We start from the raw sequence: 15,659 nt of genomic DNA, 5'->3' as shown, positions 1-15,659 counted from the left end.
ATCCTTTTTACTCTTTTATAGCGTTTGGCTTTCCCCTATCAGCAATTTATTGATAATCCATAACATCGATCCACTGCATCAGAAAATCCTTTTCCAGCTCATTGTCTTTTGTAAGCTGTGCAGCTGCGACAATAGGCAGCCACTGCTGCACATACTGAACTGCTATATCTGACTTTCTGCAGAACATCTTAAGATACAGGTCTGCTGCCTTTTGATCCTTCAGGGCAAAAAGCAGATAACTCATTGCCGCGTCAGCGCTGGCATTTCCGATCGTTGCATGAGCCCAGTCTACAATTGACATCTTTCCATTTTTGCCTACAATAATATTACTTGGATTAAAGTCCCCGTGGCAAAGCTTATCATGCCTTGGCATGCTTTCAAGACGGGTAAGCAGTTCATATCTCTGGCTTGCATCCAGTTCTTTGATGCTGTTGATCTGCCGGCGCAGTTTATCTTTAATATTGGATAACATAGGCGCCTTCTTAGAATGTACTTTCACCTGAAGATCCACAAAATCCTCCATATATTTATCCAGATTCTGCGGATCTACTTTCATCATTTCCTCCAGAGTCTTCCCTTCTCTGTATTCAAAAAACAGTGCCCATTTTCCGTCTATATTTTCTACCTTCTGTAGCTTAGGTATATCCAGCCCACATTCTTCCACACGGGCATTTTCCCATATCCATAAGCTTACCTCCTTTATAAGTGTTCCGTTTTCCTGTTATCTATATTATACTCCTGCCTTTTTTATTTTTAAATACATTTTGATATTTTTTTAACTTATTTTTTCTTTTTATTTTTATTGTTATTTAATTAACATTTTCAAATATGTGCTATTTCCTTTTTCTACAAGAACCGGCATATACACGAACACCATAGAAAGAGGTGCACCCAGCCGGGCACACCTCTTTCTGTGAGAAAAACTTATGAGAAAAACTATTTGCCATAATAGCATTTAAGATAAATGTCTTTCATTTCTTTCATCAATGGATATCTTGGATTTGCTGCGGTACACTGGTCATTGAATGCCTGTTCTACCATTTCATCCAGCGTATCCAGGAAATACTTTTCATCGATGCCATATTCTTTAATCGATTTCTTAATACCGATCTTTTCTTTCAGATCTTCCAGTTTTGCAAGAAGGTTCTCGAAGACTTCCTGATCTGTCTTGCCCTGACATCCTGCAAAACGTCCAAGCTCTGCATATCTTGCCAGCGCGTGAGGATACTGATACTGTGAGAATGTTCCCATTCTGGTCGGAGCTTCCGCTGCATTGTAGCGCATAACTTCTGTCAGCAGCACTGCATTTGCGACTCCATGCGGCAGATGATGGAATGCACCAAGTTTATGAGCCATAGAATGGTTCAGTCCCAGGAAAGCATTTGCAAATGCCATACCTGCCATACAGGAAGCGTTTGCCATCATTTCACGGGCATGAGGATCATTCGCTCCATTTTCATATGCTGACGGCAGATTATCAAATACCATCTTAACTGCCTTCATCGCAATTCCGTCTGTATAGTCTGTTGCCATAATAGAAACATACGCTTCAATCGCATGAGTCATAACATCAATACCGGATGCGCTTGTCAGTCCCTTTGGCTGTGTCATCATATTATCTACGTCTACAATCGCCATATTAGGCAGTAATTCATAATCAGCGATAGGCCATTTTACGCCTGTATCTGCATCTGTAATGATTGCAAACGGCGTCACCTCAGATCCGGTACCGGAAGATGTCGGAATCGCTACAAAGTAAGCTTTTTCTCCCATCTTCGGGAAGGTATATACTCTCTTACGGATATCCATGAAATCCATTGCCATATCTTCAAAGTTTGCTTCCGGATGTTCATACATTACCCACATGATCTTGGCAGCGTCCATTGCGGAACCGCCTCCTAAAGCGATGATTGTATCCGGCTCAAACTGTCTCATCTGCTCTGTACCTCTGCGTGCACACTGCAGTGTCGGGTCCGGTGCAACTTCGTAGAAGCATGTATGCTGGATTCCCATCTCATCTAATTTTTCTTCGATCGGAGCAACATAGCCATTCTTATAAAGGAATGTATCTGTAACGATGAATGCCTTTTTCTTGTGCATTACTGTTCCCAGCTCATCTAATGCAACCGGCATACATCCTTTCTTAAAGTAAACCTTTTCCGGTGTTCTGAACCAAAGCATATTTTCTCTCCTCTCGGCAACTGTCTTAATGTTGATCAGATGTTTTACTCCAACATTCTCTGATACGGAGTTTCCGCCCCAGGAACCGCATCCAAGAGTAAGAGAAGGCGCCAGTTTAAAGTTATAAAGATCACCAATGCCACCCTGTGAAGAAGGTGTATTGATCAAAATACGGCATGTTTTCATTGCTGCTGCATGTTTTGCAATTTTTTCAGTCTCTGCCGGATGTACGTAAAGGGCTGCTGTATGTCCGTATCCACCGTCTGCAACAAGTCTTTCTGCCTTTGAAAGTGCTTCATCAAATGTTTTAGCCTTGTACATTGCAAGTACCGGCGAAAGTTTTTCATGTGCAAATTCCTCAGAAATATCAACAGATTCTACTTCACCGATCAGAATTTTTGTATTTTCCGGCACATCAACACCTGCCAGCTGTGCAATCTCATAAGCGCTTTTTCCAGGAATTTTATTATTCAGCGCACCGTTGATAATGATAGTCTTGCGTACCTTATCCAGTTCTTCCCCTGGTTTCAGGAAGTAGCATCCGCGGTATGCAAATTCTTTCTTCACTTCTTCATATACACTCTCCAGTACAGTTACTGACTGTTCCGAAGCACAGATCATACCATTGTCAAATGTTTTGGAATGGATGATAGAGTTTACTGCATTTCTGATATCTGCTGTATCATCAATAATGACTGGTGTATTTCCGGCGCCTACACCTAATGCCGGCTTTCCGGAGGAGTAGGCCGATTTTACCATTCCCGGTCCGCCTGTTGCCAGGATGATATCCGCATCCCTCATAACAGTGTTTGTAAGTTCCAGCGAAGGAGTATCAATCCATCCGATAATCCCTTCCGGAGCGCCTGCCTTTACAGCTGCCTCTAAAACAACCTTTGCCGCTGCAATCGTACAAGCTTTTGCTGCCGGATGAGGACTGATAATGATCGCATTTCTTGTTTTCAGACAGATCAATGTTTTAAAGATTGCTGTTGATGTCGGATTCGTTGTAGGAATAACTGCAGCGACAAGTCCGATCGGCTCTGCAATTTTCTTGATTCCGTATGCTTTATCTTCCTCGATCACGCCGCATGTTTTTGTATTTTTGTATGCATTGTAAATATATTCTGCTGCGTAATGATTTTTGATAACCTTATCTTCTACAACGCCTCTCCCTGTTTCTTCCACTGCCTGTTTTGCAAGGGGAATACGCATTTTGTTTGCAGCCATTGCCGCTTCAAAGAAAATCTTATCTACCTGCTCCTGCGTATAGGTTGCAAAAATCTTCTGTGCCTCGCGCATTGCTTTCATCTTTGCTTCAAGGCTCTCTACGCTGTCTACGATTTCTGGTACCACCGCTTCTTCTTTCTTTTTAGCCATTTTCATATCCTCCGTGTAAATAGTCTTTCTTGCTTTTCTTTTCGATGGGTTTAGTATACCTAATCGTTAATTATTTGTCAATATAAAATTGTTATTTTTTTATCATTTTCTTGTTTTTATGCACATTACACTTACTTTCCATTGCTTATATGAGCTTTTTTGTGTATTATTACTTATTTTTTTCTCTAAAACCTCCCTTGCCTCTATGCCTCAATGAATCACAAAAGATTTTTTTAATTTTATTCGATAATTTTTCGTTAAATATTTATCTTTCTCTTCCAAAAGATTTCCTGCTAAATAAAAACAGGACGAAATCCTTCTGTTTTCGGATTTCATCCTGTTTTCTCCCTTGCTTAGCGCAAGTAATATTTCACCTTTTTCACGAACAGATTATACCAGCTCGATCAGAACTTCCATAGCTGCGTCACCTTTACGCTGACCGATCTTGATGATTCTTGTGTAGCCACCGTTGCGATCTGCATATTTTGGTGCGATCTCATCAAAAAGTTTTGCAACCATGTCGATTTCTTTTGTGTTTTTCTTTCTTCCTGCAGGAGTCTTCGGAACTTCTTTTACAGGATAAAGAACTTTCAGCATCTGACGTCTTGCATGAAGTCTGGACGGCATATCTTTTTTGATCTTCTTCTCAACTTCGTCGTATACTGTAACTTTCTTACCGTCTACTACTTCTTTTACTCTCTTGCCGTCTTTGTCTTTACGTGCAACCTTTGCCTTTACAGTAACTTCTTCAAAGTTATCTTTCTCTTTTACTGCAAGTGCGATCAGACCTTCTGCCATTTTACGGATCTCTTTTGCCTTTGCCTCAGTTGTTCTGATTTTTCCGTTATTCAACAATGCTGTTACCTGGTTTCTAAGTAACGCTTTTCTCTGGCTTGATGTTCTGCCAAGTTTTCTATATTTTGCCATTTTTCATATCCTCCATTTTCACATCTGGTTATGCATCTTCGGGCTTACTAGCCAAATGCCGCTGCCATGCGCTTCGGGCTTACTGACAGACAGGGCAATAAGTGTGGAAGCCGCTTGAACATTAGCAGTTCAATCGGCATCGAGGGCTTCGCCCTCTCTACTCCTCTCCTTGGCTCAGTTCCAAGCCAAGTTCTTTTAATTTTGCTAATACTTCCTCCAGGGATTTGCGTCCCAGGTTGCGGACTTTCATCATATCCTCCGGAGTACGGTTTGTCAGCTCTTCTACTGTATTGATTCCTGCTCTCTTCAGGCAATTGTAAGAACGTACGGAAAGTTCCAGCTCATCAATGCTCATTTCCAGTACTTTCTCTTTTTCGTCATCTTCTTTCTCGATCATTACTTCTGCAGCCTGCGCTACTTCAGACAGATCGATAAAGAGTTTCAAATGTTCGCTAAGTACTTTTGCCGCAAGACTTACAGCTTCATCCGGAAAAAGTGTTCCGTTTGTCCAGACATCTAATGTCAGTTTATCGAAATCAGTGATCTGTCCGACACGAGTATTTTCTACAGACAGGTTGACACGTTCAACCGGTGTATAGATAGAGTCGATCGGAATCACTGCAATCGGAAGCTCCTCGCTCTTATTTTTGTCAGAACTTACATAGCCGCGTCCTTTTGTGATCGTCAGCTCCATATAGAGCTTACTGTCAGCGCCGCCATTTAATGTAGCAATGACAGTCTCCGGATTCATGATCTCAATGTCAGAATCCACCTGAATATCAGCTCCGGTTACGACTCCTTCGCCTTCAAACTCAATATATGCAGTCTTAGGCTCATCGGTCTCGGACGTATTCTTGATTGCCAGTGATTTCAGATTCATGATGATCTCAGTAACATCTTCTTTTACACCCGGGATAGAACTGAACTCATGCAGCACTCCGTCGATCTTCACCTGGCTGATTGCAGCTCCAGGAAGAGAAGAAAGCATGATCCTTCTAAGAGAATTACCAAGTGTTGTACCATATCCTCTTTCCAGAGGTTCTACTACAAATCTTCCATATCTCTTATCTTCTGATATTTCTGTAATTTCAATATTTGGTTTATTAAAATCAAACACTATGCGGTCCCTCCTTGTGGGTTGTTCGGATTACCGAAGGGTAATTCTCTAAGTTAATTATTTAGAATACAGCTCGACGATCAGCATTTCATCTACCGGAACATCGATCTCATCACGAGTCGGCAGTTCTTTTACTGTACCTTTCAAAGCTTCCTGATCTACTTCGATCCATCCCGGCACAAGACGTCCGCCTGTTACCTCAAGGATGTCTTTATATCTCTGAGAACCTTTGCATTTTTCTTTGATCTCAATTACATCTCCGGCCTTCACAAGATAAGACGGAATGTTTACCTGTTTTCCATTTACAAGAACATGTTTGTGGTCTACGATCTGTCTTGCTTCACGGCGTGTTCTTGCAAATCCCATACGGAATACTACATTGTCAAGTCTTGACTCCAGAAGAACCATCAGGTTTGTACCTGTCATACCCTTCTGCTGTTTTGCTTTTTTATAGTAATTTCTGAACGGCTTTTCCAATACACCGTAGATGAATTTTGCTTTCTGTTTTTCGCGAAGCTGAAGACCATACTCGCTCATTTTTCTGTTTGCTCTTTTGAGCTGTCTGTTAGACTTTTTATCAATTCCAAGATAAACTGGATCCATGCCAAGTGAACGGCATCTTTTAAGAACCGGAACTCTATTTACTGCCATTTTTCATTTACCTCCTAATTAGACTCTTCTGCGTTTCGGTGGACGGCATCCATTATGCGGTACCGGAGTAACGTCTTTGATGCTTGTAACGTCAATTCCACATGCCTGAAGAGCACGGATTGCCGCTTCTCTTCCTGAACCCGGTCCTTTTACCATAACATCTACTGTCTTCAGTCCATGAATCAATGCTGCTTTAGCAGCTGTCTCTGCTGCCATCTGAGCTGCATATGGAGTAGATTTCCTTGAACCTCTAAATCCCAGACCGCCAGCACTTGCCCATGACAGAGCATTTCCCTGTGCATCTGTTAATGTTACGATTGTATTGTTAAAAGATGACTGGATATGTGCTTGTCCGTGTTCAACGTTTTTCTTGACACGTCTTTTTGTCACTTTCTTTGTAACTTTCTTTGCCATTTAAACTAACCTACTTTCTTAATTTTTGTATTGTTTCACTCAAACACTAAATTATTTCTTCTTATTTGCAACTGTTCTCTTTGGACCTTTTCTTGTTCTTGCGTTAGTCTTTGTCTTCTGACCGCGAACCGGGAGTCCTTTTCTGTGACGGATACCTCTGTAGCATCCGATTTCCTGCAGTCTCTTAATATTTAAAGCGATCTCTCTTCTAAGATCACCCTCTACCATCTGTGTTTCATCGATTACTGCACTGATCTTTTTAACATCTTCATCTGTCAGATCTCTGCAGCGGATATCAGGATCTACTCCTGCTTCCTTCAAAATACGAGTTGCGCTCGGTCTTCCGATACCATAAATATATGTCAGTCCGATTTCAACACGTTTGTCTCTTGGTAAGTCTACACCTGCAATACGAGCCATGTGATTTTCCCTCCATTGATTCTTTAAATTAATATTGTCCTAAATTGAGGCTGCGGGCAGACCTCTTTCTCTTGTCACCCTACCGGAATTCTGTGAAGCCGTTCTTTCCATAAAGAAAGACAACTCATATCTTATCCGATATCCCAGCCCAGGCGTGTCGGTATTCACGCCCTTTCCGGCAACCGATCTCAAATCGGCCAATGACCGCCGGTATTGTAAGCAATATACTAGAAGCCACCTTGCAGAAACCACTGCCCTTGTCGGTGTTTCATGTATATTAAATAGCACGACCACTCCACACACACCCTGGTGTGTCATGCTATCAGCCGCCTAAATTAATGCATAAACTATCAATCTGCTAACATAGATCTACACGTCCGTGCGCCTAAGCTCACGCTGCGTCTGACGACTTGCGTTCACTAACGCTTGGGACGAATCTTCTCACTAAATTTATGCTGCGCGTAGCCGCTTGCATTCACTAAGTGTTCAGTATTAGCCCTGACGCTGTTTATGCTTTGGATTTTCGCAGATAATGCGAACGCTTCCTTTTCTTTTGATAACTTTGCATTTTTCGCAAATTGGTTTTACTGATGATCTAACCTTCACGTCAAATCCTCCTTTCATCCATTGCCTGCTTGTTCCTGCACTGATTTTCCGGGCATCCCGTAACAAGGCATAGAAATACCCAGAAACGCGCTTATATAGTATAGCACTACGCATCAAGCAAAGTCAATAGATTTCTTATTTAAAATCTCAAAAATATTACTTATCTCTCCAAATGATTCTTCCCTTTGAAAGGTCGTACGGAGACAGCTCCAGTGTCACCTTATCACCCGGAAGGATTTTAATGAAATTCATACGCAGTTTTCCGCTGATGTGGGCCAATACCTGATGTCCGTTTTCAAGCTCTACCTGAAACATTGCGTTCGGCAGTTTTTCTACTACAGTTCCTTCAATTTCAATTACGTCAGCTTTTGACATTTTCTCTATTCCTCCTGTTTTCCTTCTTTCACAAACTCTTTTATGATTTTCCGTATTCCAGCATCATTTATTCCGGCAATATCGTGTTCTTCCCGAATCAGGCGGACATGCTTCGCTTTCTTTTTCTTCGGCCTATCCAGCGTTCTGTTTTTCCCATTCACTAAATATATATATGAAGCTTCGCTTTCAATTATTACATATATCTGTCCTTCGTCATGTCCTGCCAGTGATCTGGCAAGCATTCCCGCCTTATATCTTTCCATCAGCCGCTCCTTTTACTTATTCCGTCAAAGTCAGTATCTGCGGCTCACCCTCTGTGATCAGCACAGTATTTTCATAATGCGCCGATAAGGAATGATCCTTTGTCACGACTGTCCAGTCATCATCCATCCAGTTCACTTCCCATGTTCCGGCGTTGATCATTGGCTCAATAGCAAGGGTCATGCCTGCTTTCAGCAGTACGCCTTTCCTCTTCTGTACATAGTTCGGTATTTCCGGAGCTTCATGCAGACTGGTACCGATGCCATGTCCGCACAGATCTCTGACAACTCCATATCCAAAGCTTTCCGCATACCGGCCTATGGCAGAAGATATATCAAATAGATGATTGCCTTCTTTTGCATACTTTATACCTTCAAAAAAGGATTGTTTCGTGACTTCGATCAGCTTTGCCGCGTCTTTACTTATCTCTCCGACTGCATGAGTTCTCGCAGCGTCAGAGTGATACCCCTTATAGATCACACCGGCATCCAGGCTGACAATATCGCCATCCTGAATGATTCGGTGGGGGCTGGGAATCCCGTGCACAACTTCATCATTTACTGATACGCAGATGGATGCCGGATACCCGTTATAATTCAGGAAGGAGGGGATACAGTCGTAGCTGCGTATCACCTCTTCCCCAAGTTTGTCAATATCAAGAGTGCTCATACCCGGATGCAGTGCTTTTGCAAGTTCGTTATGAACAATTTCCAAAATTCTTCCTGCTTCTGTCATCAGCTCAATTTCTCTGGAAGATTTTATCGTAATTGACATAGATTTACGCTCCTAAAATATCTACAATTGACTGAAATACATCATCAATGTCCACAGTTCCGTCTACTGTCTTTAAAATTCCGGCTTCTGTATAATAATCAATCAGCGGCTGTGTCTGCTCATGGTATACATTCAGTCTCTTCTGTACAGTCTCCGGCTTGTCATCATCCCTAAGAATCAGTTCACCGCCGCAGGTATCACAGATACCTTCTTTTTTCGTCGGTGCATATACAACATGATATGTAGCTCCGCATCCCACACATGCTCTTCTTCCCGACATACGGCGCACAATATTCTCATCCGGTACATCCACATCGATAGCATAGTCTACTTTCTGTCCCATATCGGCAAGTGCCTTGGTAAGCGCTTCCGCCTGCGGGATCGTTCTTGGAAATCCATCCAGAACATATCCTCTTTCACAGTCATCCTGACCTACTCTGTCCACAACAAGATCTACAACAAGATCATCCGGCACAAGGAGTCCCTGATCCATATAAGTCTTAGCTTTTTTTCCAAGCTCCGTACCGTTTTTAATATTTGCACGGAAAATATCTCCTGTGGAAATGTGGGGAATATTATACTTAGCTGCAATTTTTTTTGCCTGTGTCCCTTTTCCGGCACCAGGCGCACCTAACATAATGATCTTCATAGGCTTATCTCCTCCTTATAGCATTTTAACCCGCGAAAATATATTTCTTCCGCGAGTTTAAAAGCAAATATACCCCGGCGGATCTGACCTGAAATTCAATATTCCAGACCAACCGCCAGAGTCCCTCTTAGGGTATCTAGTTATTTAAAAATCCCTTATAGTTGCGGACCATCATCTGTGATTCGATCTGTTTGATCGTTTCCAGAATTACACTGACAATAATGATCAGTGATGTACCGCCGAATGAAACATTTGCTCCCAGCCATCCATTAAAGATAATCGGAACAACCTGTACGACGATCAAACCGCAAGCACCTACAAAAATAATATAGTTCAATATTTTTGTCAGATACTCCACAGTTGGTCTTCCCGGACGGATGCCCGGAATGAAACCGCCGCTCTTTTTCATATTGTTCGCAATCTCCATTGGGTTAAATGTAATGGATGTATAAAAATAAGCAAAAAATACAGTCAATAAAATGTAAACAAGCAACCCCCACGTATATTTGATATTCTGTGGATTGCACCAATTCGCCTGATTCAATCCGCGGAGAATCTCACTTCCGATGCCGTTTCCATCACCTTTTCCCAGAAATGACGCGATCAGAATTGGTGTCTGCATCAGCGATGAAGAAAAGATAATCGGAATTACACCGGCTGTGTTGACCTTCATCGGAATGTAGGTAGACTGTCCGCCAAATGTTCTTCTTCCCTGGACTTTCTGTGAATACTGTACTGCAATTCTTCTCTGTCCATCCTGAAGGAAAATGACAAAGACAACAAGGGCCAGAATGATCGCAATAATGATCAAAGCCGCAAGTCCGCCTGATGCAAGGCTTTTCCCTTTAACGAACTGCTCAAACAACGTATACATATCGTTTGGAATACGAGAAATAATGTTAATGACAAGTACAATGGAAATACCATTTCCAACGCCTTTTTCCGTGATCCTCTCGCCAATCCACATAAGGAAAGCACTTCCCGCCGTCAATGTCAAAACCACGATTGCAGCATTAACAAAATTAAACTCTACCAAAAGTCCCTGACGTCCGAATCCTACAGCCATGGCAGTAGATTGGATCAAAGAGAGTCCAATGGTAAGATACCGTGTGATCGCTGCAATCTTTTTACGGCCATCCTCCCCGTCTTTATGCATTTCTTCCAGTTTGGGAATTGCAATAGTCAGAAGCTGCATAATGATCGAGGATGTAATATATGGTGTAATACTGAGGGCGAAAACGGACATCTGCTCAAATGAACCACCGGTGATGGCATTAAAGAAGTTAAATGCCTCACCAGTGTTTTGTGCAAAAAAGTCTTTTATAAAGTCAGGATCTACGCCAGGTGTCGGCAGTTCAGATCCGATTCTGATTACGATCAGCATCATGAATGTGTACAGGATCTTCCTGCGAATATCCTCTATCTGAAATGCCCGTCGCACTGTTTTAAACATTAGATCACCTCTGCTTTTCCACCAAGAGCCTCAATCTTAGCTGCAGCGCCTGCGCTGAAAGCGTTGGCCTGCACTGTAAGTTTCTTAGTTAATTCTCCATTTCCAAGAATTTTTACACCGTCTTTTGCGTTTTTCACGATGCCTGCTTCTTTTAATGTTTCTACAGAAACAACAGCGTCATTATCAAATACTTCCAGAGCGCTCACATTAATTCCAACGATAGTCTTTGTATTTCTGTTAGTGAATCCTCTCTTCGGTATTCTTCTGTATAATGGCATCTGTCCGCCTTCAAATCCCGGTCTTGTGCCGCCTGAACGAGCTTTCTGTCCTTTGTGTCCCTTTCCGGCAGTCTTACCATTTCCAGAACCATGTCCGCGTCCTCTTCTGAAATTATCACTGTGCTTAGCTCCGTCAGCTGGTCTTAAGTTTGATAAGTCCATTATGACACCTCCTTACTCTATAGTCTAAATTAAACTTCCTCTACTTTTACTAAATGCTGTACCTGTTTTACCATACCTCTTGTTGCTGCATTGTCCGGCAAAACAACAGTCTTGTTTACTTTTTTCAGTCCTAAAGCTTCTACTGTCTTCTTATGCTTCGGTACGGCACCGATTGTAGATTTTACTAATGTGATTTTTAAATCTGCCACTTTCATCTACCTCCTTAGCCTACGATCTCTTCGATGGATTTTCCACGAAGCTTAGATACTTTTTCCGGAGTTTTTACTTCTCTCAATCCTTCGATCGTAGCAAGTACTACATTCTGCTTATTGTTGGAACCAAGAGATTTTGTACGGATGTTCTTGATACCTGCCATCTCGATAACGGCACGTGCCGGACCTCCGGCAATAACTCCAGTACCTTCGGGCGCTGTCTTCAGAAGTACGGATGCACTTCCGAATTTACCGATCTGATCATGTGTAATACTTCCATGATCATCCAGTGCAACAGAGATCAAATTCTTTGCTGCATCTTCTTTTCCTTTACGAATTGCTTCCGGAATTTCGGTAGCCTTTCCTAATCCTGCTCCAACATGGCCGTTTCCATCACCTACAACTACTAAAGCTGTGAATTTGAAGTTACGACCACCTTTAACAACTTTGGTAACACGCTTAATTGCTACCACTTTTTCTGCTAATTCAAACTGACTAGCATCAATGCGTTCCTGTCTCATCTGTGTTCTCCCTTCCTAAAATTCCAGTCCAGCTTCACGAGCTGCATCTGCCAATGCCTGAACCTTACCATGGTAAATGAAGCCGCCTCTGTCAAATACAACTTCCTTGATGCCTTTTTCAAGTGCCTTCTCAGCAATTACTTTTCCAAGATATGCAGCTGCATCAACGTTGTTTGTCTTTTCCAGGTTCGCTTTCACGTCTTTCTGAAGAGTGGAAGCTGCAACCAGAGTGTTCCCTGCCACATCGTCAATAATCTGTGCATACATATGATTATTACTTCTGAATACGGCTAAACGTGGGCATTCAGGTGTACCGCTGAAACGGTTACGGATTTTTCTGTGTTTTTTAACACGTACTTCTGTTCTTGATTTCTTGCTAACCATTTTCACACTCTCCTTATTTATTTCTTACCAGTCTTACCAACTTTACGTCTGATCACTTCATCAGCATACTTGATACCTTTGCCCTTATATGGCTCCGGTCTTCTCTTGTCTCTGATCTCAGCCGCATACTGGCCAACTTTTTCTTTGTCAATTCCCTGAACAGTGATCTTGTTCTGTCCTTCCAGAACAGTCTCAACTCCCTCTGGGTCAATCATCTCTACCGGATGAGAGTATCCTAAGCTAAGTGTCAGCTTATTTCCGGCTTTTGCAGCTCTGTAACCAACACCGTTGACTTCCAGAACCTTTTTGTATCCTTCTGTTACACCGACAACCATGTTGTTGATCAGTGTTCTTGTCAGACCATGGAGAGATTTCATTTTCTTCAGATCGTTCGGTCTTGTTACGACGATCTGATCTCCCTCCTGCTTGATTTCCATTTCTACCGGAAGCTCTTTTTCAAGAGTTCCCTTCGGACCTTTTACAGTCACTTTGTTGTTCTCTGCAATTTCAACAGTAACCCCTGCTGGAACTGTAATTGGCAGTCTTCCTATACGTGACATACCATATCCTCCTTAACTTAAATTTTCGGAGCAGATGCTTTGTCTGCTCTGTTTTCAGTCACATTGAGCACTTAGCGAGATCCTCACGAGCTTAGTGCGAAAGTGCACCCAGCCCACTTGGCGAGGCCCTTCACGAGCCTAGTGGCTGTGGTGTATCCTCTGTCCCGCAAATTGTCTCAAAATTTTACCATACGAAAGCCAGAACTTCTCCGCCTACGCCGAGTTTTCTTGCTTCTTTGTCTGTGATCACTCCCTGATTTGTGGAAATGATCGCTGTTCCAAGTCCTCCGAGAACCTTCGGAAGTTCTTCGCTGCTTGCATAAACACGAAGTCCTGGTTTGGAAATTCTCTTCAGACCGGAAATTACTTTCTCGTTCTTATCTGCACCGTATTTCAGTGTCACACGGATTGTCTTAAATGCTCCGTCTTCTACAATGTCATATTTTGTGATATATCCTTCATTCACCAGAATGTCAGCAATAGCAATTTTCATCTTTGATGCAGGAATATCTACTGTATCATGTTTCGCAGTATTTGCATTACGGATTCTTGTAAGCATATCTGCAATTGGATCACTCATTGTCATGGATTGCTTCCTCCTTTACCAACTTGCCTTCTTCACACCTGGGATCTGTCCTTTGTATGCCAGTTCGCGGAAGCAAACACGGCAGATTCCATATTTTCTTAAATATGCATGCGGACGACCGCAGATTCTGCAGCGGCTGTATTCTCTTGTAGAAAATTTCTGCTTACGCTGCTGTTTAATTTTCATTGCTGTCTTAGCCATAATTTACCTCCTTATTTTGTAAACGGCATGTTGAACTGTTTTAACAGCTCGCGAGCCTCTTCGTCTGTCTTAGCCGTTGTAACAAAAATGACATCCATACCTCTGACTTTGTCAACCTTATCGTACTCAATTTCAGGGAAAATGAGCTGCTCTTTGATACCAAGAGCATAGTTTCCTCTTCCGTCAAATGCGTTTGGATTTACACCTCTGAAGTCACGTACACGAGGCAGAGCAAGATTTACAAGACGGTCAACGAACTCGTACATCTTTTCTCCTCTTAATGTAACCTTGCAGCCGATCGGCATTCCTTCTCTTACTTTGAAGTTAGCCACGGATTTCTTTGCTTTACAAACGACTGCTTTCTGTCCTGTGATCTTTTCCATATCAGCGATTGCTGACTCTAAAACTTTTGCATTATCTTTTGCTTCGCCGACACCCATATTGACAACAACTTTGTCAAGTTTCGGCACTTCCATAATATTTTTATAACCAAACTTTTTGATCATTGCATCAACGATCTCGTTCTGGTACTGTTCTTTCAGTCTGCTCAAAGCACTGGACCTCCTTCCTCAAATTAATCAATCACTTCGCCTGTTGATTTTGCAACACGCACTTTCTTGTCTCCATCCATCTTGAACCCTACTCTTGTAGCTTTTCCTTTATGGATGTACATTACGTTGGATATATCAATAGGTCCTTCCTGATGAACGATACCGCCATTCTGATTTGCAACACTTGGTTTTGTGTGCTTTGTCAGCATGTTGACACCTTCAACGAGAACTGTACCGTCTTTCTGATTTACAGCGATGACCTTGCCTTCTTTGTCTTTATCTTTACCGGCAATCACTTTAACCATGTCGCCTTTTTTGATCTTCATAGTTGACATCTTATTCTCGCACCTCCTTAAAGTACTTCCGGAGCCAGGGAAACAATTTTCATAAACTGTTTATCACGGAGCTCCCTTGCTACTGGCCCGAAGATACGGGTTCCTCTTGGATTTTTATCATCTTTAATAATAACAGCAGCATTTTCGTCGAAGCGGATATAAGAACCGTCTTTACGGCGAGTACCTTTTACAGTACGTACAACTACAGCTTTTACGACGTCACCTTTTTTTACAACGCCGCCTGGTGTTGCATCTTTAACAGTTGCAACTACCACGTCTCCGATGCTTGCATATCTTCTTGTGGAACCTCCAAGCACGCGGATACAAAGTAACTCTTTCGCACCTGTATTGTCTGCTACTTTCAGTCTGCTTTCTTGCTGTATCATGCAGGTTTCCCTCCTTATACTATTTTACTTTTTCCATAACTTCGACAAGTCTCCATCTCTTATCTTTTGATAACGGTCTTGTCTCCATAACTCTTACCTTGTCACCGATGTTGCATTCATTTGCTTCATCGTGGGCTTTTAATTTATAAGTTCTCTTTACGATTTTGTTGTAAAGCGGATGTTTTACATTATCTTCTACAGCAACTACGATCGTTTTATCCATCTTATTGCTGATTACTTTACCAACACGTGTTTTTCTAAGATTTCTTTCCACGGTG

General features: G+C 42.2%; 23 protein-coding genes and 1 pseudogene. All 24 read right to left on the bottom strand.

Translation table 11 applies throughout. The features are described from left to right. Nucleotides 1–46: 46 nt before the first annotated feature. Nucleotides 47–670 (bottom strand): annotated as a pseudogene (locus R2J37_RS04060) (phosphotransferase family protein); the annotation flags it as partial. A 266-nt stretch (nt 671–936) separates the two neighbouring features. After that, complete coding sequence (gene adhE, locus R2J37_RS04055; RefSeq protein WP_230106980.1) at nt 937–3,558, bottom strand: bifunctional acetaldehyde-CoA/alcohol dehydrogenase; 2,622 nt, start codon at nt 3,556–3,558, stop codon at nt 937–939. 390 nt (nt 3,559–3,948) lie between these two features. Next, on the bottom strand, nt 3,949–4,485 hold the full coding sequence (locus R2J37_RS04050) for a bL17 family ribosomal protein (protein ID WP_230106981.1): 537 nt from the start codon (nt 4,483–4,485) through the stop codon (nt 3,949–3,951). Between the two features lie 157 nt (nt 4,486–4,642). Continuing rightward, nucleotides 4,643–5,602 carry a DNA-directed RNA polymerase subunit alpha gene (locus R2J37_RS04045; RefSeq protein ID WP_316266268.1) on the bottom strand — a complete coding sequence of 320 codons (960 nt, stop codon included), beginning with the start codon at nt 5,600–5,602 and terminating at the stop codon, nt 4,643–4,645. Between the two features lie 57 nt (nt 5,603–5,659). Continuing rightward, nucleotides 5,660–6,253, bottom strand: coding sequence for a 30S ribosomal protein S4 (rpsD, locus tag R2J37_RS04040; RefSeq protein WP_230106983.1), 594 nt, complete (start codon nt 6,251–6,253; stop codon nt 5,660–5,662). 18 nt (nt 6,254–6,271) lie between these two features. After that, entirely contained in the window at nt 6,272–6,667 is a 396-nt protein-coding gene (gene rpsK, locus R2J37_RS04035) for a 30S ribosomal protein S11 (RefSeq protein ID WP_230106984.1), read from the bottom strand. Between the two features lie 51 nt (nt 6,668–6,718). Continuing rightward, a complete protein-coding gene (gene rpsM, locus R2J37_RS04030) occupies nt 6,719–7,087 on the bottom strand; it encodes a 30S ribosomal protein S13 (protein ID WP_076780581.1) in 369 nt (122 codons plus the stop codon). Nucleotides 7,088–7,579: 492 nt separating this feature from the next. Next, complete coding sequence (gene rpmJ / locus R2J37_RS04025) at nt 7,580–7,693, bottom strand: 50S ribosomal protein L36 (RefSeq protein WP_005339020.1); 114 nt, start codon at nt 7,691–7,693, stop codon at nt 7,580–7,582. A gap of 156 nt (nt 7,694–7,849) precedes the next feature. Then, nucleotides 7,850–8,068: a translation initiation factor IF-1 gene (gene infA / locus R2J37_RS04020; protein ID WP_004607275.1), complete on the bottom strand. Its 219-nt coding sequence runs from the start codon at nt 8,066–8,068 to the stop codon at nt 7,850–7,852. A 5-nt stretch (nt 8,069–8,073) separates the two neighbouring features. Further along, nucleotides 8,074–8,331, bottom strand: coding sequence for a KOW domain-containing RNA-binding protein (locus tag R2J37_RS04015; protein ID WP_230106985.1), 258 nt, complete (start codon nt 8,329–8,331; stop codon nt 8,074–8,076). A gap of 16 nt (nt 8,332–8,347) precedes the next feature. Next, the gene (gene map, locus R2J37_RS04010) at nt 8,348–9,103 is read right to left on the bottom strand and encodes a type I methionyl aminopeptidase (protein ID WP_316266267.1); all 756 of its coding nucleotides are present in this window, start codon (nt 9,101–9,103) and stop codon (nt 8,348–8,350) included. Nucleotides 9,104–9,107: 4 nt separating this feature from the next. Then, nucleotides 9,108–9,752, bottom strand: coding sequence for an adenylate kinase (locus tag R2J37_RS04005; protein ID WP_230106987.1), 645 nt, complete (start codon nt 9,750–9,752; stop codon nt 9,108–9,110). A 136-nt stretch (nt 9,753–9,888) separates the two neighbouring features. Further along, nucleotides 9,889–11,205 (bottom strand): preprotein translocase subunit SecY, encoded by a 1,317-nt coding sequence (secY, locus tag R2J37_RS04000; protein WP_230106988.1) that lies wholly within the window; start codon nt 11,203–11,205, stop codon nt 9,889–9,891. Further along, the gene (rplO, locus tag R2J37_RS03995) at nt 11,205–11,645 is read right to left on the bottom strand and encodes a 50S ribosomal protein L15 (protein ID WP_230106989.1); all 441 of its coding nucleotides are present in this window, start codon (nt 11,643–11,645) and stop codon (nt 11,205–11,207) included. Before rplO ends, secY begins: the two co-directional genes overlap by 1 nt. Nucleotides 11,646–11,674: 29 nt before the next feature. Then, the gene (rpmD, locus tag R2J37_RS03990) at nt 11,675–11,854 is read right to left on the bottom strand and encodes a 50S ribosomal protein L30 (protein WP_230106990.1); all 180 of its coding nucleotides are present in this window, start codon (nt 11,852–11,854) and stop codon (nt 11,675–11,677) included. Nucleotides 11,855–11,868: 14 nt separating this feature from the next. Continuing rightward, complete coding sequence (gene rpsE, locus R2J37_RS03985) at nt 11,869–12,378, bottom strand: 30S ribosomal protein S5 (RefSeq protein ID WP_230106991.1); 510 nt, start codon at nt 12,376–12,378, stop codon at nt 11,869–11,871. A gap of 15 nt (nt 12,379–12,393) precedes the next feature. Further along, the gene (gene rplR / locus R2J37_RS03980; protein WP_230106992.1) at nt 12,394–12,762 is read right to left on the bottom strand and encodes a 50S ribosomal protein L18; all 369 of its coding nucleotides are present in this window, start codon (nt 12,760–12,762) and stop codon (nt 12,394–12,396) included. A gap of 17 nt (nt 12,763–12,779) precedes the next feature. Then, on the bottom strand, nt 12,780–13,322 hold the full coding sequence (gene rplF / locus R2J37_RS03975; RefSeq protein ID WP_230106993.1) for a 50S ribosomal protein L6: 543 nt from the start codon (nt 13,320–13,322) through the stop codon (nt 12,780–12,782). Nucleotides 13,323–13,506: 184 nt separating this feature from the next. After that, entirely contained in the window at nt 13,507–13,908 is a 402-nt protein-coding gene (rpsH, locus tag R2J37_RS03970; protein WP_230106994.1) for a 30S ribosomal protein S8, read from the bottom strand. Between the two features lie 15 nt (nt 13,909–13,923). Beyond that, nucleotides 13,924–14,109 (bottom strand): type Z 30S ribosomal protein S14, encoded by a 186-nt coding sequence (locus tag R2J37_RS03965; protein ID WP_154476718.1) that lies wholly within the window; start codon nt 14,107–14,109, stop codon nt 13,924–13,926. Nucleotides 14,110–14,120: 11 nt separating this feature from the next. Next, a complete protein-coding gene (gene rplE / locus R2J37_RS03960) occupies nt 14,121–14,660 on the bottom strand; it encodes a 50S ribosomal protein L5 (RefSeq protein ID WP_230106995.1) in 540 nt (179 codons plus the stop codon). A gap of 23 nt (nt 14,661–14,683) precedes the next feature. Next, nucleotides 14,684–14,995, bottom strand: coding sequence for a 50S ribosomal protein L24 (rplX, locus tag R2J37_RS03955; RefSeq protein WP_230106996.1), 312 nt, complete (start codon nt 14,993–14,995; stop codon nt 14,684–14,686). A gap of 17 nt (nt 14,996–15,012) precedes the next feature. Then, entirely contained in the window at nt 15,013–15,381 is a 369-nt protein-coding gene (gene rplN / locus R2J37_RS03950; RefSeq protein ID WP_230106997.1) for a 50S ribosomal protein L14, read from the bottom strand. A gap of 19 nt (nt 15,382–15,400) precedes the next feature. Continuing rightward, nucleotides 15,401–15,604 carry a 30S ribosomal protein S17 gene (gene rpsQ, locus R2J37_RS03945; RefSeq protein ID WP_230107549.1) on the bottom strand — a complete coding sequence of 68 codons (204 nt, stop codon included), beginning with the start codon at nt 15,602–15,604 and terminating at the stop codon, nt 15,401–15,403. Nucleotides 15,605–15,659: the final 55 nt, after the last annotated feature.

The organism is Claveliimonas bilis, assembly GCF_030296775.1.
Classification (GTDB): domain Bacteria; phylum Bacillota; class Clostridia; order Lachnospirales; family Lachnospiraceae; genus Claveliimonas; species Claveliimonas bilis.
The sequence above is the reverse complement of the archived record's forward strand: the minus strand, read 5'-3'. Positions and strand labels throughout refer to the sequence as shown.